This window comes from Legionella stuttgartensis (genome assembly GCF_977063405.2).
This window is the reverse complement of the sequence record NZ_CDRUHA020000011.1, coordinates 107,940-127,585: the sequence shown is the minus strand read 5'-3', so window position 1 is coordinate 127,585 and position 19,646 is coordinate 107,940. Positions and strand designations below refer to the sequence as shown.

The window sequence follows — 19,646 nt, the reverse complement described above, 5'->3', positions numbered from 1 at the left end:
TCAGAGCATGCACCTATCCTTAGACCTCTTTCGAAACTCGCTGCAGGGAGACACTTGCTCGGGAAAACGAAGCACCGGACCGGAGCGTACTCCTCAGTACACGAAGATTCGAGCACCGTACCGACGACGCCGTTCTCCTCTGCAGTAGCGTTTCAAAAGAGGTCTATTGAACAGGGAACCTGCGTAAAGTCTGTTTACAAGGCCATGGGTTCGCTTAAAGATCACATCGCTTATCGTTCAATTCCAGGTGCTACTGACCCATTACCTTCTTGCGGTGAAACTCCAGGGTTTTCAAATATTGCAACAAAGCATACAAATGTGTGCATCGTAGCACAGAAAATCCAGATCTCCACCCAAAACGTAGAAATGTCAGTATATCCAATTGAACCTCTGAGGTATTTTGAGCCTTATACTATCTGAACTTAAATGACGGCGCCCTAATATGGGGTAATAGATGGAAAAAATGTTAATCAATGCGATGCAAACTGAAGAAGTTCGTGTTGCACTTATTAAAGATCGTTATTTATTTGACCTGGATATTGAATGTCCTGGTGAAGTGAAGAAAAAGGGTAATATTTATAAAGCAACCGTTACCCGACGGGAGCCAAGTCTCGATGCCGTTTTTGTAGAATACGGCTCTAAACGTCAAGGTTTCTTGCCACTTAAAGAAATTGCACCTGAATATTTAAGCAGAAATCCTGAAGATTTTGGCGATGAAAAGCCACCAATTACTTCATTAATTCGTGAAGGCCAGGAATTATTAGTTCAAGTAGATAAAGAAGAGCGTGGTAGCAAAGGTGCCGCACTCACCACCTATATCACCTTAGCAGGTTGCTATTTAGTTCTAATGCCAAACAATCCTCGCTCTGGCGGTATCTCCAGACGCATCGAGGGAGAAGAGCGTGATGAATTACGTGAAACACTTAACGCATTGACTCTTCCAGAAGATATGGGACTTATCATCCGCACAGCTGGCGTTGGCAAAAGCCAAGAAGAGTTGCAAGATGACCTGGATATGCTATGCAATCAATGGCAATCAATCAAACAGGCTTATAACACAGAACTTGCTCCTTGCTTGATTCACCAAGAAGGTGATGTCATCATTCGTTCCATTCGGGATAACTTACGCAAGTCAATCAGCGAAATCATCATTGATGATCAGATTTCCTATATTAAAGCCAAACAATATATTGAGCGAGTGAAGCCTGAATTCTTACCTAATTTGAAGCTTTACAACAGCAGTGTCCCCTTGTTTAATTTCTATCAAATTGAAAGCCAAATAGAAACGGCATATCAACGTCAAGTGATGTTGCCTTCTGGAGGTGCTTTAGTGATTGACCGCACCGAAGCTCTGGTTTCAATTGATGTGAACTCAGCCAAAGCAACAGGTGGAGCAGATATCGAAGCAACTGCCTTCAATACTAATATTGAAGCAGCTGATGAAATTGCACGTCAATTACGTCTACGTGATTTGGGTGGTCTGGTCGTTATCGATTTTATCGATATGAGTTCCAGTAAGAATCAACGTGACGTGGAAAATCGCTTGAAAGAAGCGTTACAAGCAGATAGAGCTCGGATTCAGGTTGGACGTATTTCTCGCTTTGGTCTATTAGAAATGTCTCGTCAACGCCTAAGATTATCATTAGGTGAAAGCGCTCAAGAAGTTTGCCCACGTTGTGAAGGACGGGGTACTGTTCGTAACATTCAGTCTCATGGACTCTCCATTACACGTCTTATCGAAGAAGAAGCATTAAAGGAAAAGACAGCTGAGATACAAGTACAACTTCCTGCAGAAATGGCAACGTTCATCATAAATGAGAAGCGTAATTTCATTAAGGACATTGAAAAAAGACATGGCGTTTCAGTAATCATTATCGCTAATCCTTATATGCACTTACCACAGTATACGATCACGCGCCTTAAAGAGGATAATGTAGGCAAGTCTAAAAAGCCCAGTTATTCTTTAATTCAACAGCCTGAATTACACGTTGCTGCGAGTGAGACAGAAGCTTCTTTACGTGATGAACCTGCAGTCAAGCCATTTACGGAACATCAACCCGCAAAAAGTGGCCAAAACAGTTTCATCAAACGTTTATGGTCAAGCTTATTTGGTGGACATACAGACTCTTCAGCTGCAGTGCCGCAAAGTCAAGCTAAGAAAATGCCAGGCCGTAATCAACCTCAAGCAAAATCGTCTAGAAGCTCCGGGGATAGAAGATCGCAAAACCGACGACGTCGGCCTAGCGGTAATCAACAACAGCGAGCCAATACAGGCAACAGTTCTCCTTCAAACCAGAATCGTAGAAAAACGGGTCAGCAACAGCAAGGAAATATCAAGGCCAATGCTGCCAAAGGAGAAAGCAATAAAAAAAGAGAACCAGCAATAAAGGAATAAAGTTAAACAATGTCGCCCGGGTGAAGGATAAGCCCTAACCCGGGAAATCATTACCAAAAAAACGAGTTTCACTTTCTATCTCCTCACCTCTAAATTCTAATTTGCCTGATAATCCCAGAAAATGAGTTAAGCACATGATAATTAATAAAAATATAATGTAACTCTCTGCAAGATATGTTAGAGTTCCCCAACTTTTTTATTCATTTTTAAAAATGATGTCTTTATATAAACTTATTGCGAACCACCTTAGCCAATCCGGTTTTCTTTACGAAGACCAGCAACTACATCAAACGGATATCATTGAATACATGGTGCTCGAATCAGCAGGTGCATTACATCCGTTACAAGGTCAACCTCTGAAATGTGTTTTTCGTGCAGGCCATACAAGTAATATTCGTTTTCAAGATGGTAAAAAGCATTCATCTCTGGAGTTCGGCCTTACTGTTAATTTTAAAAAGCCTTCATTTAGCGAAGAAGAACAAACACGTTTTATTCAAATTGTTAGAGGGATTGAACATAAATATCCAGAGAGTACTTTTGATAGTGAACATCATTGTTATAATACTTATAGGACACTGTATGCGGTTATTCTTCCAGACGAAAATATTGAAGATGCAATCAAATCCTCTTCTTTGTTTGTGGCAGCCGGTAACTTATTAGAACTTGATTTAGAATCACTTCTATTACTGAGAAAAAAACTTAAGCTTTATAAAATTGCTGATAATAATCTCTCCGTTCTAACAGACCGCTTAGTTGAAAAAGTTAATACCCATTTAACGGAGCATTTTGATCCAGCTTTGATTCAACAGACCTTACCTGAAGTAAAAAGAAAATTTTCAGCCATGCTGGCTATTACAAGAGAAGAACATAGGTTTAATCAGTTGCTGCATATGCTCAATTATAAATTGTATGAGCTGATTGATAAAGGAACGAAAACCTATGAATCTACCCTTTCCGATGAGCAGTACACTTTTGATAATTTTAGATTTGACCCAAATTACTCAATGGTAGCACCTATTGCCCAATTATTACGCACTTCCTTGGGTAATGCAGGTACTAATTTTTTCAATAATCCTATGTCACAAAACAGTCTTAACGAGTTCAAGACAACGTGTGAAAACGCCATAAAAGGTGCAAAAGACGAGTTTGCCAAATTTCGCGGTTGGGCCAAATGGTATAACGAATTGAATCCTATATTGAAATCAATCATTGTTTGTATAAAAACAATAGGTGGAATTATAGCTGGTTTAACTTTTGTTCCAGGACTATTGACAGAAATTTATTCTGAACAGGGGTATATAGGAACGTTTTTTAATACTAAAACAGACTCCCTCAAACAATTAGAAACCTTTGAAGATAAGCTTCTTTCTAAAGGTGGTATTTTTGCTGAACTAGATAAAGAAATTCCCCATTTAGGAATGACACGAGGTTAAGCTTATTCCCCCATACCAGCTTCTTCGACGTATCCCAGAGAGTTTTCACCTACATACTGTATGCTGTCTCACTCTACGTACCGCGCTTTATGCGCGGTATCCAGAACTTTGTTTTAAATAAGCACTTAAGAATATCTAAAAGATCATTCCAGATAAATTATAGAAAAACACTCTTAACTTCGTGTCATCACTCAATACAGGAGTTACAATCTAGATTTTTCTTGTGCTGGTATACATTAGGCAGCATAAGTCATAAACTCTTTAATAGTGCTACAGATTTTGCAGCACTGTCTGCAAAAGTTTAGCTTCCCCCGATTTGACACAACAAGGAGAGTTTTAATGATACCTGTAAAAGGCTATGCAGCTCAAAAAGGAAAAGCACCACTTGCCCCTTATTCATTTAGTCGTCGTGATGTTGGAAAAAATGATGTACTAATCGATATCCATTATTGTGGTATTTGTCATTCAGATATTCATCAGGTGAAAGATGAATGGGGGGGGTCTTTATTCCCAATGGTTCCTGGTCATGAAATTATTGGCATAGTCAGTCAAGTAGGGTCCTCCGTCAGTAAATTTAAAGTAGGAGACCATGTGGGTGTGGGGTGTTTTGTTGATTCTTGCCGACGATGCGAAAGCTGTCATGAAGGATTAGAGCAGTATTGCGAAGGAGGAATAACTTTAACCTATAACAATTATGAGCCCAATAGCAATAACCTAGCTCAAGGGGGCTATTCGACCAAAATCGTAGTTGATGAAAATTATATTCTAAGAATTCCAGAAAACTTACCTATGGATGCAGCAGCACCACTACTTTGTGCCGGAATAACGCTCTACTCGCCACTGAGACACTGGCATATTGGCCCTGGAAAACGCGTCGCTATTTTAGGCTTGGGAGGACTTGGGCATATGGGAGTCAAACTGGCTCATGCAATGGGTGCCGAAGTAAGTGTATTAAGTCATTCACGGAGTAAAGAAGAAGATGGTAAACGTATGGGGGCCGACCATTTTTTTGCTACTTCAGATTCCAACACTTTTCAAAAGTTAAAAAGCTATTTTGATCTCATTATCTGTACGGTTTCCGCCAATATTAATTGGGATGATTACATCAAACTACTCAAACGTGATGGCACTATGGTCGTTGTTGGTATTCCGGAAGAGTCTGTCCCGATTAATCCATTTCCCCTGATTGCTCAACGCAAAAACCTTGCTGGATCAATGATTGGAGGCATTAAGGAAACTCAGGAAATGCTCGATTTCTGTGGTAAACACAACATCGTATCTGATATTGAATTAATTCCTATCCAACAAGTTAATGAAGCCTATGAACGCGTCTTGAAAAGCGATGTCCGTTATCGTTTTGTTATTGATATTGCCTCTCTAGCATAACACCTCCTATTTATATCGAATCAATAATTGAGTTCGCCCTTCTCCCCCTAGGGAGAAGGTTATCGCATAAATGCGTTTTACGGTACTGCAGTAAGAGATGCCGTTCCAAATATAGCCAGAATTAAAAGAGTCAGGAAAATAATTATAAATAAAAAGAAAAGTACTTTAGCGATCCTGGCAGCTGTAGACGCAATACCACGAAAACCAAATAATCCCGCAACGATGGCGATTACCAAAAATATGAGCGCCCACTTTAACATAGTGATCTCCTTATCAGGATATTATTGTTTTTACTCTTTTGATTATAGCTTAAAAAATAAGCACAATAAGAAGAGCGCAGGAACTTGCAATATGTACTCAATCAATACGGGAGTTCCTGTCTATGGAAGTTCTTATCATGAATTGAGAAACCCCGTTATCCGCTTTGCTCCTTACGGGTTACTCGTGGTTCGCTTCAAATTGCGAAATCATAAACCTGTAGCAATAGGATTGATCCCAATATTAGGATTAATGCCGCAATCATCGAGGATTTTAAGCAAATTGTTGCCTTTTTTAGTGAGTCGCTTGATGCAGTATTCTTCAAGATAACTTTTCAAAATATATTCATAATCCGGCTGGGTTAAAATTTTAAGTATTTTTTCCGCCATCTCTAAGTGTCGCTCGTTTTCATAATTGAATGCTTGGAATAAAACACCCCCTAACATTGCCGCAATACTCGCTTTACGCACCGGATTAGCCAAATAAAAACGCTGGATGCATTCATCTATAGCTCGTTCCTTATCCCATGCGACCCATTCATTATAAAAGGTCATAGCAGGATCTGAATTTAAAAAACTGTTTTTTTCCAATCCTTGAATGGCATAAGCAACTGCTACAATGGCTTGTATATTAGCCCAAGAACAATTGCCACTAATTTGCGAACTAATGGGAATCTTTGCCACGGGTACCAAGCCTAATTGATGGTTGATTTTCTGATGGAAAAAATTTCTGGCTTGTTTTTTATAAAGAAAATTTTGTAAAAAATGAGCATTTAGCGCTTCAGGACGAGTAATTTTATAGATATTAACGCTTCCTTCCTGAAGGCTGTTTTCGCCGCGATCAATTTTAGCCCACCATTGGCCAAAGCGAATAAAGCCCATGGCATGCCCTCGACTTGCCGCTGGTAGAATTAACATAGGTACTTTTAATAAATCATCTAGCCTTTGCATGTGTTGTTCACTAAGAAAAGGCAAATGTTGATATTGTAACAGCTCTTCTGCCAGCGAAAACGCATCAATAATCACATGAGCTAATGAAAAATATTCACGTAAATGGCGTGTTGAATAACTATTGATAAAGCGTCTTAAAGCATCTCTTATTACTGCAACTGTAAACTCAAGAATGAACCCTTCATAGTCCAGTTCAATAAACTCACCTTTGGCATTAACTATATCTACATCACCTTGTAGTTCAAAACGATGTCCTACTAGTTTGGCATTAATAAAATCAAGGGCAAAATCGAGCTTCGCTCCATATTGATAGAGTAAATGTTTGAGCGTATCTTGATTACGTAATACAGGATAAACCAATATGGAAAGCCCATTGCGCGTATACGCATTGGGATCTGCGCCGTGCTCTAAAAGCAACTGCGCCAATGCAACATCATTATTATCAACAGCCCAATGTAAAGGAGTTCGTCCGGTCACATCTCCTTTATTGACATCAACCTTTCGAGCAATTAACTGTTCGGCAATTTCGATTTGACGTGTAATCGCACACTCAATTAAGGGTGTAAAACCATATTCATCAATATCATCCAACGATTCCCCTGCTCGAAGATAAGCTTCAAAATCAGGCATTCGATGGCTGATTATGTCACTTGCAATAGTCATTAATAAGGACCTCTAGGTTTAGGTGTGTTGTTAAATTTGGGCATGTTACCTAAACGCAATTGCTTTTCTTGCTCCTGATTGCGTAGTTCATTATCATACTCACGTCGGGCATCAGTATTTAAAGGTGGCTCAGGGTTTAACGGAGAGTCAACTCCATCATAACGCTGACTGTCTAACGCAGGATGTTGTAAAATATTATTTTGCAATTCCCCCTCAGGACCAGGCGCAGCTTCATAATCAGAATGTTCGCGTGCTTTCACTAACGCTATTCGTCGCTCGCCCTGCTGTTCGGCCAAACGCCTCTGTCGTTCCATTGACTTGGTTTCTGCAACCAAAAAAGAAGTACTTTTTTCTATACGAGTGGGTACGGGCAAATCCAGTGCTGTTCTTAGTAAAACATATACGGCACCAATGCCTCCATCTTTGGGCAGGGCACTATGAAAAGCAGTAACCTCTTTAATTTGCGGCAACCAGTGATTGATTAAATTCTTTAATACTGGCGGAGTATTTCTAGAACTTACGGTACCATGAGTTATGAGTAAGCAATGTTTATGCTGCTTTATCTGTTTTTGGATAAACTGCAACAAAGCGTTACGAGCTCCCTCTGATGATAAATCAGAAAGATCCAGTTTTGCCTCCCAGGCAATTTGTCCTGTTTTTAATTCATTGAAACGTTTACTAGAAACACTAGGAGTAGCATAAGATAAAATGCTGCTCGCAAGAACAGGCTCTTCAATATCATCAGTTAAATAATATTCATTTAGCATATTTTCAAAAATCCAATCGTATTAATCAAAGTATAACTTAGGTTATAAAAAGTAGGAGGATTTTTTTAGCGATCTGTTCGATCAAAATACTATGGTGGTATGATAAAGCTCCTTCTCTCACAAAGAGAGAAGGTACCGAAAAATCACTGAACTATAAATATTCTCGTTGCAAAATTTCAGCAATTTGCACTGCATTAGACGCCGCACCTTTACGAATGTTATCTGCAACAACCCATAAATTTAATCCATTTGGATGTGAAATGTCTTCGCGGATTCGCCCAACAAATACTTCATCTTTACCAACCGCATTTTTTATTGCAGTCGGATAACTTGTTTTACCTACGTTATCAACCACTTTAACGCCAGGCGCTTTAGAAAGAATTTGCCGTGCTTTTTCGGCCGTTAAAGGTTTTTTTAGTTCTAAATGAATGGCTTCGGAATGCCCATAAATGACAGGCACTCTAACTGCAGTAGGATTAACCATAATGCTGTCATCTTCCATTATTTTACGTGTTTCCCACACCATTTTCATTTCTTCACGGGTATAACCATTTTCTTCAAACTGATCGATATGCGGAATTGCATTAAAAGCGATCTGCTGCGGATAAACGTTGACATTAGCAGGTCTGCCATTTAAGAGGTCGCCTACTTGTGAAACCAATTCACTAATAGCTTTCTTTCCGGTTCCAGAAACAGATTGATAGGTCGCAACATTAATGCGTGTAATTCCTACAGCATCATACAAAGGCTTTAGAGCAACGACCATTTGGATGGTAGAGCAATTAGGGTTGGCAATAATACCTCTATTTTTATATTCAGCAATACGGTGTGCATTAACTTCTGGAACCACTAGAGGAATATCGTCTTCATAACGAAAACAAGAGCTATTATCAACAACCACACAGCCACTTGCTGCAGCCTTAGGCGCATATTCTTTAGAGACCGACCCACCTGCTGAAAATAAAGCAATATCTGCTTTGCTAAAATCAAATTCAGCGAGATCCAAAACATCCAATTGCCTGTTTTTAAATGTTACCGTTTTGCCAACTGAACGAGAACTAGCTAATGGATAAAGAGTCTTTATTGGAAACTTTCGCTCTTCCAATACGCTTAAAAACGTTTCGCCAACCGCACCAGTGACTCCAACTATGGCTACATTTAATTCTCTGCTCATTTTTGACCTCTTCTGTATTCTCAAGACCTATTAATGCGTACTCACTTCATACCATCCCCTCTCCCATTAATTGAAGAGGGTTGGGTGAGGATAGGATAGTATAGTAGCCCCACATCCGCCCTTTCGGGCCCCTTCTCTCCAAAGGAGAGAAGGGATTACTAATTCGTACAATCACCTCTCCCATTGATGGGAGAAGGTTAGGGCGAGAGTTCTTGGCATTTTCCAATTATGAATTAGGAATTAACGCCTTATATCTCAAATAATGATCCATTAAAACTAAAGCCATCATTGCTTCAGCGATAGGCACCGCTCTAATTCCCACGCAAGGATCATGTCGCCCTTTAGTTACTACGGTTACTTCATCACCAGAAACATTGAGCGTTTTTCCTGGAGTAGTAATACTCGAAGTAGGCTTTAATGCAATACTAACTTCTATATTCTGTCCGGTAGAAATACCACCCAAAATTCCTCCCGCATGATTGCTAAGAAACCCTTGGTGAGACATTTGATCACGATGCACAGAACCCAACTGATTCACAGCTGCAAATCCTGCACCTACTTCAACACCTTTAACTGCATTAATAGACATCATAGCATAAGCTAATGTAGCATCCAGTTTGTCGAATACAGGGTCTCCCAATCCTATAGGCACGTTTTTAGCAATGACATTTACGCGAGCGCCTACAGAATCCCCTTGTTTTCTTAAATGCTCAATCGCATCAGCAAGTTCCTGAATTTGAGTATTATTAGGACAGAAAAAAGAATTATTATTAATCTCTGATTCATCAGCAAAGTGCAAAACCAGATCACCCATTTGCTGCAAATATCCCACAATTTCCAGGTTTAAATGACGCTGCAAATACAAGCGAGCAATCGCGCCAGCCGCTACACGTGCTGCGGTCTCTCGTGCTGAAGAGCGCCCCCCTCCACGATAATCGCGATGACCATATTTATGATGATAGGTAAAATCTGCATGCCCAGGACGAAATAAATTTTTAATTTCTTCATAATCTCGCGAACGTTGATCCGTATTCTGAATCAACAGAGCGATAGGTGCCCCTGTCGTTTTGCCTTCGAAAACACCAGACAGGATCTGTACTTTATCCTCTTCTCGACGTTGTGTTGTATATTTGGATTGTCCTGGTTTGCGTTTGTCCAAAAAGGGTTGGATGTCTTCTTCTTTTAACAGTAATCCTGGTGGACAACCATCAACCACACAGCCAATAGCCGGGCCATGGCTTTCACCAAAAGTTGTTACTGTAAATAAAGTTCCAAATGTATTACCGGACATTAAAGTACTCTTTTAGTTGCTGCTTCGTTAATAAAAATATGCCATGTCCACCATAACTCATTTCAAGCCAAGTAAAAGGAACATGAGGATAAGCCTCACATAAAGCTGCTTCACTATTGCCTACTTCTACAATAAGAATACCCTCGTCATTTAAATAATCATGGGCGTTATGAAGAATTGTTTCAACAATGGCCAATCCGTTATTACTCGTTTCCAACGCCAGCACAGGCTCATGACGAAATTCGTCTGGTAAAGTTTGCATCTCTTCCTTGCCTACATATGGAGGATTGCTGACTATTAAATCATAGCCTACCTTGGGCACTTTAGAGAAACAATCTGATTCAATTAAATTGAGTTGTTCTTCCACACCGAGCTGTTCGCGATTAATCGCAGCAACCGCAAGTGCTTCACTGGAAATATCAACGGCATCAACCTGAGCTTCAGAAAAAGCATAGCAACATGCAATTGCAATGCATCCGCTACCTGTGCATAAATCTAAAATACGATGCACTTTATCAGGGTCGACCCAGGGAGAAAACTCATTTTTGATGAGTTCAGCTATAGGTGAACGAGGAATAAGAACACGTTCATCCACATAAAATGGAATATCACAAAAATAAGCTTCTTTAATTAAATAGGGTACGGGTACCCGTTGATTAATACGCTTTTCTAATTGCTGATGTAAATGTTTTTTCTCACTGGTGGTTAAGCGTGCATTAAGCCAATTTGATTCTAAATCGTAAGGCAAAGACAAACTTCTCAGAATCAATGAATGCATATCATCCCAAGCATTATCAGTGCCGTGACCATAATACAAATGTGCATCACTTGCACAGGACACACTAAAACGTAAAAAATCCAAAATGGTGTTTAATTCTTCCGTTTCTTTAAGTATATAATTGCTCATGGGATTTCGATTCTCATCCAGAAAAAGTACAAATTGTACCCTATGTTAATCAACAAATGTAGCCTAAGTACAATTCAGTTTTATTTAAGTATCAGAATTAGACCCTGGTTACACCCACTGCATTCAAATCAAAGGTACAAGCAGCACTACACCTGAGTTATACTTCAATTATTACTTAATCCTTTCTAGTAAAAAATGGCTGATGATTTTTTATCCGATGAAGACAAAGACCTGTTTCGCGAACATATGCGCTCGGTAAAACCATTGAATGAAAAAACCAAACGGGTAAAAACCTCGGAACCTAAGCCTTCAATTCCAAATAAAAAAGACAAACCCTCAGTAATACCACCAAAAAAGGAATATTACTTGTCCGATATGATTGTGGATACAGTACTTTCTGAAACAAAACTCTCCTATTCGCAATCAAGTATTTCTAACCAACGTCTTAAGGCATTACGAAATGGACAAATACCTTGGGAAGCCCGCTTGGATTTACATGGCTTAAAAAGTGAAAAAGCCCGAGACACCCTGTGTCAGTTCATTCAAACTCAGGCCGAGAATGGCAAAAGATGTCTACTAATTATTCACGGCAAAGGAGGCAACCTCGGTGCACCACCAGTAATTAAAAATTTACTCAATCGTTGGTTGCCCCAATTAGATGAAGTTTTAGCCTTTCATAGTGCCTTGCCCAAAGACGGCGGAAATGGGGCAGTTTATGTACTACTTAAAAAACAGAAATAACTGCGTCTCGCGGACAATCGGCAGAGTGTGGGCACAGATAGGATCAAGAGACAAACCCAGGCTACATTTATATAGTTCCGTTACTTGCGTTCATGCCTTATTCTGGGGATAATTCGCTACATTAATAAAATATCAAGAGAGAACATGGAACATTTAGGTCAATTTATCATAAATCATTGGCAATTATGGCTTGCACTTATCGTGGTTTTATCACTTATATTTATCAATGAGTTAATTACCCAGAAAAAGAAAGCAAAAGAACTCACTCCTCAGGCTGCTGTTGATTTGATCAATAATGAGAATGCTATAGTCATCGATTTGCGTGACAAAGATGCCTTTAAACAAGGACATATTATTGATGCGATCAATGCAAAAAGTGAAGATTTTGAACAGCAAAAAATGGATAAGTATAAAAATACGCCCATTATCCTCATTGCTTCACGGCCTATGGAAGCGCAAGCTCTTGCTAATAAAATTCGCGCCCAAGGGTACCAACCCCATGTACTTAGCGGCGGAGTTACTGCCTGGCAAAATGCAGAATTACCCTTAGTTAAAGGAAAATAAGATCATGGCTGAAATAATTATGTACAGTACAGGTTATTGCCCCTACTGTGTCAAAGCCAGGGAATTATTACAATATAAAGGTGCCTCATTTACTGACATTCGTATTGATTTACAACCAGAATTACGTGATGAAATGATAGCAAAAAGCGGCAGACGTACCGTCCCGCAAATTTTTATTAATGGCCAGCATGTCGGTGGCTGCGATGATTTATATGCCCTGGATGCCCAGGGAACACTCGATCAATTACTAAGAGGATAGCAATATCATGAGCGAACAAGCAAACCCAGCACAAAACCAAAATGAAACTCAATTCATGATTCAAAGAATTTATACCAAAGATTTATCTTTTGAAACGCCTAATACACCTGCTGTGTTTCAACAACAATGGGAACCAGAGCTGAATCTCGAAATCAATACTTCCAACACCAAATTGGAAGAGGGTGTTTATGAAGTAGTATTAACTGTAACTACCACCGTGAGCAATCAAAAAGCTACTGCATTTCTTGTAGAAGTGAAACAAGCGGGGATTTTCACCATTCAAGGTGCTCCTACAAATCAATTGGATCATTTGTTAAACAGCTTCTGCCCCAACATTTTATTCCCTTACGCTCGTGAAGCAATTACTTCTCAAGTAATTCGTGGCAGTTTCCCACAATTAGTATTGGCACCTATTAATTTTGATGCTTTATACATGCAACAAGTTGCCGAAAAACAAAAAGAAGGTCAAGCTTAAAAAATACAAGTACATACTAAAGTATTGAGCCCGGGTACAGGCAAAGCCCTAACCCGGGGGTTAGTATAAGAATCTGTTTTTCAACCGGGTCACTTCGCTTGATCCCACTACCAATACACTCCTTTTTAAGAGCATAAAATGAACCAAAAAAACATTACCATATTAGGTGCTGGATCTTGGGGAACGGCTGTAGCAATTCACCTCGCCAAAGTGGGACATCGTGTTTTGTTGTGGAGCCATGATCCGCAGCAAGTTGCTCTTATGACGGAGAAAAAAACAAACCCGCGCTATCTACCTGATATTGATTTCCCTAAAACATTAGAGCCTTCAACCGATTTTGATCAGTGTGTGAATGAAGCCCATTACGTTATTATTGCAGTGCCTTCTCATGCTTTTGCAGAAATTATCGGCAAAATAAAAATACCACCTCAAGGATTAGCTTGGCTGACTAAGGGTATTGATCCACAAAGCCATCAATTATTAAGTGATTTAGTGGGTCAAACTTTTGGCCCTACTTTTCCCAAGGCAATTATTTCAGGTCCATCATTCGCCAAAGAAGTAGCCCATTTCTTACCTACGGCAGTGACTTTAGCCTCTAATGACTCAGAATACCAAAAAAATGTTCGTGAGTTACTTCATCACGATAACCTTCGTGTGTACTTGAGTGATGATCTGATCGGCGTACAAATTTGTGGTGCGATTAAAAATGTTTTGGCTATTGGCTGCGGCATCAGTGACGGTTTAGGTTATGGTGCAAATGCCAAAGCCGCATTAATTACCCGCGGACTCGCAGAAATGGAGCGTCTGGGACTGGCTTTGGGAGCACGTGCAGAAACTTTTCTTGGCTTAGCTGGCGTAGGGGATTTGGTCTTAACCTGCACTGATGATCAATCTAGAAACCGTCGCTTCGGCTTACTCCTCGGACAAAATATCAGCATCAACGATGCAGAAAAGCAAATTGGCCAAGTTGTAGAAGGTAAATATAATGCTTCTCAAGTCTGCTTCCTTGCCAAACAGCATCATGTAGAAATGCCTATTTGCGAGCAAATTAACGCCCTTTTGCAAGGGAAAATTAGTCCCAAACAAGTGGTACAGAACTTAATGAGCCGCCCTCCTAAAGAAGAGTAACTGCACTCTCAATCCGCCGGATTCTGCCTTAAGCTTACAAATTTTCCCGCGCAAGCGAGAATTTATGCTGGAACTACTCTGTTCTTTATCAGGAATGGTTCCCGCTTGCGCGGGAACTACAGTTCTTAAATGAATTTCAGCGTACGTAGAAATTATATTTAGGATTTAACATCCACAAGCTCAATGTCCTCAGAGAACAACCGATCGCCTAAAAATATCTCGCCCACAATTTGGAAGCGCTTCACTGAATCCGTTACTAAATAATTTACGGAACGGCTCAAAGAAGGAACATCATTCAATAAATCCTGCTTTTCGAGCAACTGATACAGAGCATGTGCAGTGGCATGTGCTGAATCCACTATAGTAACCCCTTTAGGTAACAAGTCACTCAGCAAAGACTTAAATACAGGGAAATGGGTACATCCAAGGAGCACCGTATCTTCATTGGTAAAACCATCCAAGTAATGTTTTAATGCTTCGCGCGCTACTTGATTGTTCACCATGCCTTCTTCTGCTAAAGCAACTAAAACGCTGCATGCACGCGTATTAATTATTGCTTGAGGTAAATGGTGGGTAATTAACTGTTGGTATGCATTGGATGCAATTGTTGTTTCAGTAGCTAAAACAATAATACGCTTGTTTTCAGTTGCCGCTACTGCTGCCGCAGCACCTGGTGCAACCACACCAAGCACTGGCATACCAGGTAGCATTTCCTGTAAATACGGTAATGCGGCTGTAGTGGCGGTATTACAAGCAATGACTAAAGCCTTAATCCTCCGCTCAACCAGCAATTTTGCCATTTGCATGGCATATTGTTTTACCGTATCTGGACTTTTAGTTCCATAAGGAAGTCGAGCGGTATCCCCCAAATAGATAAACGATTCTTGCGGTAGCCCCTCCCGCAATGCACGTAAAACAGTTAAGCCGCCCATCCCTGAGTCAAATACACCAATCGCCAATTGGTTTGAATTCAATTGTATACCCCTTTTTAGTAATTATCGCTTAAACCTACCCCCCAAGAGTCTTAGCTGTTCCTTCTACTTTCTTATCTTTTTCAACTTCTTTCTCGATATTTTGATCTTTATCGCCACTGAGAGTATCTCTGTAGAATGAAGTTGAGTTTTTAACACCTTTATCCACTTTATCTCGTTTCTTTTGATCAATCATGGAGGTGAATTCCCTTACATGTTCCGCAGTGTATCCACTGGCTTTTTCCTTGAATACTTTATTATAAACAGAAACTTCGGTAAAACCTCTCCAGTTACGTTCCCCATCAGGTTTCCAATTCGCAGTTCCTGTAATGGATATTTTATCACGAGAGAATTTGGGGTGATGCTCGCCTAAAACATTGAGAGCGGTCCATAAATAGGCCAATTCTTTCTCTTTACCACTCCAGCCTTTCAATTTAATAAGACTCTGGCCATCCCAATCTTTTAACAATTCTCTTGCTGCTCTCAAGGATTGATCCGCTCTATGAACGGGATCATCTACTGGCACAGCAATCATTACCTTTATAGGTCTAGAACTGACTACATCATTTCCTGCTAAAGTTGCTTTGGGAATAGATCCATCAGGATGATAATCAATAGCAATACGTCCTTTTACTTCTGTTGAATCAGGCTTCACATAAAGCGTATTGATACAAAAAGCTTTACCTTGCTCAGGGATTTTGTGTAACTTAGAGGTCTCGGAGTCGCCACTTGTATTAGTAGCTCCGGTGGTCACACTAGGAGTACGAGCTTCAGCCTTTATAGGGAAGTAATCAAGGCCACTGCCAACAATTTGACCATCAATTTTTTTGATATCACTCAGATCGAGTGTGGAGTATGTAGTAGATGCTGTCTCCACCACCGCAGTGAGCTCTCGCTTCATTATTCCTTTAATTTGTTCTAAAGCACCATTTTCTCCCGAAATTTTTTGTTTTATTTCTTTATAAAATTTGAGCTGTTCCTTAACATCCGTTATTTCTTTCTTTAACTTCTCATGCAGTGGATCTAATTGTTCTTTTACCTGAGGACTTACACCACCAGCAGGTGTATTATCTAGACGGACTTGAAGCTCGGCCTGAACCCGTTCTAAATGCACGATGACCGTATCACATTGCTTTTCCAAAGCTTTATATTCTGCTATCATTTTCTCAGCTTTGTTTTTGGCTTTGACTTCATTGGCCCCGCTATATAAAGCAGGTAGAGACTTAAGATCCTCTTTAAGCGCTTCTAAATGTCCTTTATGTTTTTCAATTGAAGACTTACTTTTTTGCAGTCGTTCTAAGTCCTGATTGATTTCTTGTATAGTGGATAGTTTAGTTTGATCATCTATGCCAAAAAGACTCGTAATTCTCATGCCTTTTAGTTCATTATACACGCTTGGCGTAAACTCTCTGCTTAATTCTTTTTTTAGTGCGCCCTTTAATGGATCACGATTAGCAACTGCTTCAGGGATGAGGTTATCAAGAAACTCGTGAACATTAGTGCTCGATTTAAATTTCTCAAAAAGATTCTTGACATCGGCTGTGATATGATACTCATTTCGCAGCGGCATCACCGACACCCCTTGAATGTCAAGATGAGCAGCTCCCGTAACTCTTGCAAGAATCTGCACAAATTTTTTCTGTGTTGGACCTAAAGCCTCATCTTCCTGCACTCCATTGACCCTGACCACCACATGAGATACAGCTTGGTGAGCATCAAATAAAGGTTTATTTTTTTTATGTTCGTCTTGTACCGCATCTGCTATCGGATGCGTGGGTACCTTTAAAGTATTTACAGAATCACTTTGCAGATCAAAAGATTTATAAAATGCATTTTTATTTGGAGCCGGTACGGCACATTTTCCATGAATATCGTCAATTAAGGTTTTATAATGAGCGAGGTTAGTAAAATCGAGGTCTTTGTTTGCTAATAACCTTTCATTTATACCATCAATCATCGCTTTATTAGGAGAAATATAATCAAGCCCCATCAAAACTTTAGCTATTGTGGGATTCATGATTTGTTTAAAGGCCGCAGCACGTTCATTCTCTCGAACAAGCGCATCCACAACAAGCGCACTGCCATTGGCGTCTTTATTTCCCCAATAATACTTAATTTCTTCGGGACTTTTTGCATTGATTACAAAAAGCAATTCGTGCTGCTTACTAGATTCCAAAATTTGAGTTTGCTTTGTATCGGGTAACTGTTTAAATACTTCCATTAATTTTGGATGCGACACCGCACCTAAACGAGAATATTTTTCAACCGCAGCTTTAAACTTATCCTCCCGATCTTTTCGCGAAAAGGCAGCTATCTGATCACGAAGTGTCTCTCTTAACTCAGGCAAGTCTTTTTCCTGAACAAAATCAAATGTAACTCCATTTCCAACCTTAGTAACGAGCTCTTTTCGGAAACTCTCTAAATTACCAGAAGCTGCATGGAGTTTTTTTAAGGAATCAAGATCAGCCGGAGTACCACCTGAACCTATTTTTTTTATGATATTCGCCGTTAAAGCCACTTTAAACGCGGATAAGTTGGTATCAGTTATAGCCTTGCCGATAATTGCCTTATCATCGGCATCGGCGGCTGCTCCGACGAAATTTTCTAATTGGGTTTTTAAGGTATCTTTATTTAATTCTTTTAATGGATTGAGTAAAAGAGGATCATTAATTGCTTTATCTGTAGCTAATATCTTAGCTTTTAGGTATTGCTCACATAATGGTTGTTGGTGAGTAGTACCAAGAGCCGTTCTTTTACTAGCCTTCAAGTTCGCCATTCTAGCTTTATATGGGTTATTCGCTAGATCCTCTTTTAATTTTGCATCGGCAGCCAATGCATCTAAGAATGCTTGTTCACCTTGTTTAAGCGTATTTTTCATTCCCAAAAGATCGATATCTGAAACGGTGCTTTTAAAATTTTGCAGTTGTTTCTCAAACTCAGCTATAGCCTTTAGATCCAGTAAGTTGTCTCTTCGCTTTGTAGCGGCATCAACAACTACCGCAACGGAGTCAAATGCCAAACCATTTGTTATATCATCTAGTGTTTTCCCAGGAGGTAGGGTAATTCCGCCTGCAGTAATAAGTGCTTTCGCAGCAGTTTGAAATTCTCCTATATTTGTTGCCTTGGTTAGATCATCAAATAATTTAGGATCAGTGAGTTCGGGTTTGGCTATTAATTTTAGTAGTAGCTGATTTGCTGCTTCTATTCTTATCTTAGCTAAAGAGGCATGGGTTAGGACATCCTCATTGCTTGGATTCCATCCATGTATCTCACCAAATTTAAGTCCAAGAGAATTCTCCCTCGATGCTAAGTATTGTCTAAGTATTGTTCCATTATCGGTAAAATCAGAGGTTAAAAGGCCTACTAAAACATCATTTTGCGCAGCTGCTAATGAAAATTTGACACGTTGTTCAGCGGCTGCTTGTTTTATTTCTTTCAAAGTAGGAGTATCTTGTAGTCTGGCGCCCAAAAAATCATCATTTTGGACGGGGTTAGATGAGACAAATGCAGCTCTGGCACCTCTTTTTATAGTTCCCAAGCCCCAAGATGGAGGAGCAATAGTGCTGTCCATCTGCTGCCAAAAAGCTATACTTTCATCCGAAAGTACTGCTGATCTAAACTCTTTTGGATTATTGGCATCAGCTTTTAATAATTCGTCTAAAGCACCATTTCTTTCCGCTTCTACAACACCAGGTCCTCGTAACTTTGCAGTATTCTTTAATACGGTTAAAAGCTCTTTATTCTTAGGCATAATCAAACACTCCGCAAACCATAATGTATCTATTTTAAACTTATTTTATTAAATAAACCTTAAATTTCATCGCTTCAGCACATCTTGCTTGAATATAGGGGGTAAGATGAACTAACTTTATAACATTATTATAGCAAGATTAAAGGATTAAGTGATGAAAATCATACGGATTGGATTATTATTAGCATTAATTAATTTTGCTTATGCTCAAGGTTGCGTCATTGGCGAGATTCCTTCGAATCCTCGTTATGTGTGTTTTGATGGTAGAACATTGCAGCTTGCAGAAGATGGCCATTATCGTTGGAATGCCAAACGAGGGTGTTTTGTTAGTGCCGTCCCTTGTTGTGCATACAAAGCCACCCATTACGCATTTTACCCCGATCCCACCAAAATCGGTGCCGCCTATGCACGTTGCCGACATGATTACCCATTCCACCTGGGAGAAATGCAAACCCATTAATTTCTAATTTTCATAAGTGAGAGAACACGGCAATTATTTGTATCAGGCTGGATGTGGGTTGGTAACCATTCAC

The 19,646-nt window shown here is 39.8% G+C and carries 17 protein-coding genes; 9 read left to right on the top strand and 8 right to left on the bottom strand.

The genetic code is table 11. The features are described from left to right. Positions 1 to 454 precede the first annotated feature (454 nt). From ACWTEW_RS02825 to ACWTEW_RS02815, 3 genes are all read left to right on the top strand, one after another. The gene (locus ACWTEW_RS02825; protein ID WP_454780248.1) at positions 455 to 2,395 is read left to right on the top strand and encodes an Rne/Rng family ribonuclease; all 1,941 of its coding nucleotides are present in this window, start codon (positions 455 to 457) and stop codon (positions 2,393 to 2,395) included. Positions 2,396 to 2,607: 212 nt separating this feature from the next. Then, complete coding sequence (locus ACWTEW_RS02820; RefSeq protein ID WP_454780247.1) at positions 2,608 to 3,828, top strand: hypothetical protein; 1,221 nt, start codon at positions 2,608 to 2,610, stop codon at positions 3,826 to 3,828. A gap of 339 nt (positions 3,829 to 4,167) precedes the next feature. After that, positions 4,168 to 5,214 carry an NAD(P)-dependent alcohol dehydrogenase gene (locus tag ACWTEW_RS02815; protein ID WP_454780246.1) on the top strand — a complete coding sequence of 349 codons (1,047 nt, stop codon included), beginning with the start codon at positions 4,168 to 4,170 and terminating at the stop codon, positions 5,212 to 5,214. A gap of 77 nt (positions 5,215 to 5,291) precedes the next feature. Here the strand turns inward: ACWTEW_RS02815 and ACWTEW_RS02810 are convergent, their stop codons facing one another. The 6 genes from ACWTEW_RS02810 to prmB form a co-directional block, all read right to left on the bottom strand. Further along, a complete protein-coding gene (locus ACWTEW_RS02810; protein ID WP_454780245.1) occupies positions 5,292 to 5,474 on the bottom strand; it encodes a DUF1328 domain-containing protein in 183 nt (60 codons plus the stop codon). A 207-nt stretch (positions 5,475 to 5,681) separates the two neighbouring features. Then, complete coding sequence (gene ankH, locus ACWTEW_RS02805) at positions 5,682 to 7,085, bottom strand: Dot/Icm T4SS effector AnkH/LegA3 (RefSeq protein ID WP_454780244.1); 1,404 nt, start codon at positions 7,083 to 7,085, stop codon at positions 5,682 to 5,684. Next, positions 7,085 to 7,852, bottom strand: a complete 768-nt coding sequence (locus tag ACWTEW_RS02800; RefSeq protein ID WP_454780243.1) for a Smr/MutS family protein — start codon at positions 7,850 to 7,852, stop codon at positions 7,085 to 7,087. Before ACWTEW_RS02800 ends, ankH begins: the two co-directional genes overlap by 1 nt. A gap of 151 nt (positions 7,853 to 8,003) precedes the next feature. Beyond that, positions 8,004 to 9,026 (bottom strand): aspartate-semialdehyde dehydrogenase, encoded by a 1,023-nt coding sequence (locus ACWTEW_RS02795; RefSeq protein ID WP_454780242.1) that lies wholly within the window; start codon positions 9,024 to 9,026, stop codon positions 8,004 to 8,006. Between the two features lie 226 nt (positions 9,027 to 9,252). Then, entirely contained in the window at positions 9,253 to 10,317 is a 1,065-nt protein-coding gene (gene aroC / locus ACWTEW_RS02790) for a chorismate synthase (RefSeq protein WP_454780241.1), read from the bottom strand. Further along, complete coding sequence (gene prmB, locus ACWTEW_RS02785) at positions 10,307 to 11,224, bottom strand: 50S ribosomal protein L3 N(5)-glutamine methyltransferase (RefSeq protein ID WP_454780240.1); 918 nt, start codon at positions 11,222 to 11,224, stop codon at positions 10,307 to 10,309. Before prmB ends, aroC begins: the two co-directional genes overlap by 11 nt. A gap of 195 nt (positions 11,225 to 11,419) precedes the next feature. Here prmB and ACWTEW_RS02780 point away from each other — a divergent pair, with 195 nt between their 5' ends. The 5 genes from ACWTEW_RS02780 to ACWTEW_RS02760 all read left to right on the top strand — a co-directional run bounded on the left by ACWTEW_RS02780 (position 11,420) and on the right by ACWTEW_RS02760 (position 14,391). After that, positions 11,420 to 11,965 (top strand): Smr/MutS family protein, encoded by a 546-nt coding sequence (locus tag ACWTEW_RS02780; protein WP_454780239.1) that lies wholly within the window; start codon positions 11,420 to 11,422, stop codon positions 11,963 to 11,965. Positions 11,966 to 12,109: 144 nt separating this feature from the next. Next, positions 12,110 to 12,529, top strand: a complete 420-nt coding sequence (locus ACWTEW_RS02775; protein ID WP_454780238.1) for a rhodanese-like domain-containing protein — start codon at positions 12,110 to 12,112, stop codon at positions 12,527 to 12,529. A gap of 4 nt (positions 12,530 to 12,533) precedes the next feature. Beyond that, positions 12,534 to 12,788, top strand: a complete 255-nt coding sequence (gene grxC / locus ACWTEW_RS02770) for a glutaredoxin 3 (protein WP_454780237.1) — start codon at positions 12,534 to 12,536, stop codon at positions 12,786 to 12,788. Between the two features lie 7 nt (positions 12,789 to 12,795). Next, positions 12,796 to 13,263, top strand: coding sequence for a protein-export chaperone SecB (secB, locus tag ACWTEW_RS02765; protein WP_454780236.1), 468 nt, complete (start codon positions 12,796 to 12,798; stop codon positions 13,261 to 13,263). A gap of 138 nt (positions 13,264 to 13,401) precedes the next feature. Further along, on the top strand, positions 13,402 to 14,391 hold the full coding sequence (locus tag ACWTEW_RS02760) for an NAD(P)H-dependent glycerol-3-phosphate dehydrogenase (protein ID WP_454780235.1): 990 nt from the start codon (positions 13,402 to 13,404) through the stop codon (positions 14,389 to 14,391). 158 nt (positions 14,392 to 14,549) lie between these two features. Here ACWTEW_RS02760 and murI read toward each other — a convergent pair whose 3' ends face one another. Further along, complete coding sequence (murI, locus tag ACWTEW_RS02755) at positions 14,550 to 15,365, bottom strand: glutamate racemase (RefSeq protein ID WP_454780234.1); 816 nt, start codon at positions 15,363 to 15,365, stop codon at positions 14,550 to 14,552. 34 nt (positions 15,366 to 15,399) lie between these two features. Next, positions 15,400 to 19,113 (bottom strand): AAA family ATPase, encoded by a 3,714-nt coding sequence (locus ACWTEW_RS02750; RefSeq protein WP_454780233.1) that lies wholly within the window; start codon positions 19,111 to 19,113, stop codon positions 15,400 to 15,402. A gap of 154 nt (positions 19,114 to 19,267) precedes the next feature. On the opposite strand from ACWTEW_RS02750, the gene ACWTEW_RS02745 reads away from it, so the two are divergent. Continuing rightward, entirely contained in the window at positions 19,268 to 19,573 is a 306-nt protein-coding gene (locus ACWTEW_RS02745) for a hypothetical protein (RefSeq protein WP_454780232.1), read from the top strand. Positions 19,574 to 19,646 lie beyond the last annotated feature (73 nt).

What these genes read in the sequence shown, in the direction of transcription:
- grxC (WP_454780237.1), top strand. Translation starts at nt 12,534, where the DNA reads ATGGCTGAAATAATTATGTACAGTACAGGTTATTGCCCCTACTGTGTC.
- ankH (WP_454780244.1), bottom strand. Translation starts at nt 7,085, where the DNA reads ATGACTATTGCAAGTGACATAATCAGCCATCGAATGCCTGATTTTGAA.
- ACWTEW_RS02750 (WP_454780233.1), bottom strand. Translation starts at nt 19,113, where the DNA reads ATGCCTAAGAATAAAGAGCTTTTAACCGTATTAAAGAATACTGCAAAG.
- ACWTEW_RS02775 (WP_454780238.1), top strand. Translation starts at nt 12,110, where the DNA reads ATGGAACATTTAGGTCAATTTATCATAAATCATTGGCAATTATGGCTT.
- ACWTEW_RS02745 (WP_454780232.1), top strand. Translation starts at nt 19,268, where the DNA reads ATGAAAATCATACGGATTGGATTATTATTAGCATTAATTAATTTTGCT.
- secB (WP_454780236.1), top strand. Translation starts at nt 12,796, where the DNA reads ATGAGCGAACAAGCAAACCCAGCACAAAACCAAAATGAAACTCAATTC.
- ACWTEW_RS02825 (WP_454780248.1), top strand. Translation starts at nt 455, where the DNA reads ATGGAAAAAATGTTAATCAATGCGATGCAAACTGAAGAAGTTCGTGTT.
- prmB (WP_454780240.1), bottom strand. Translation starts at nt 11,224, where the DNA reads ATGAGCAATTATATACTTAAAGAAACGGAAGAATTAAACACCATTTTG.
- ACWTEW_RS02815 (WP_454780246.1), top strand. Translation starts at nt 4,168, where the DNA reads ATGATACCTGTAAAAGGCTATGCAGCTCAAAAAGGAAAAGCACCACTT.
- ACWTEW_RS02780 (WP_454780239.1), top strand. Translation starts at nt 11,420, where the DNA reads ATGGCTGATGATTTTTTATCCGATGAAGACAAAGACCTGTTTCGCGAA.
- ACWTEW_RS02800 (WP_454780243.1), bottom strand. Translation starts at nt 7,852, where the DNA reads ATGCTAAATGAATATTATTTAACTGATGATATTGAAGAGCCTGTTCTT.
- ACWTEW_RS02760 (WP_454780235.1), top strand. Translation starts at nt 13,402, where the DNA reads ATGAACCAAAAAAACATTACCATATTAGGTGCTGGATCTTGGGGAACG.
- ACWTEW_RS02810 (WP_454780245.1), bottom strand. Translation starts at nt 5,474, where the DNA reads ATGTTAAAGTGGGCGCTCATATTTTTGGTAATCGCCATCGTTGCGGGA.
- ACWTEW_RS02820 (WP_454780247.1), top strand. Translation starts at nt 2,608, where the DNA reads ATGATGTCTTTATATAAACTTATTGCGAACCACCTTAGCCAATCCGGT.
- ACWTEW_RS02795 (WP_454780242.1), bottom strand. Translation starts at nt 9,026, where the DNA reads ATGAGCAGAGAATTAAATGTAGCCATAGTTGGAGTCACTGGTGCGGTT.
- aroC (WP_454780241.1), bottom strand. Translation starts at nt 10,317, where the DNA reads ATGTCCGGTAATACATTTGGAACTTTATTTACAGTAACAACTTTTGGT.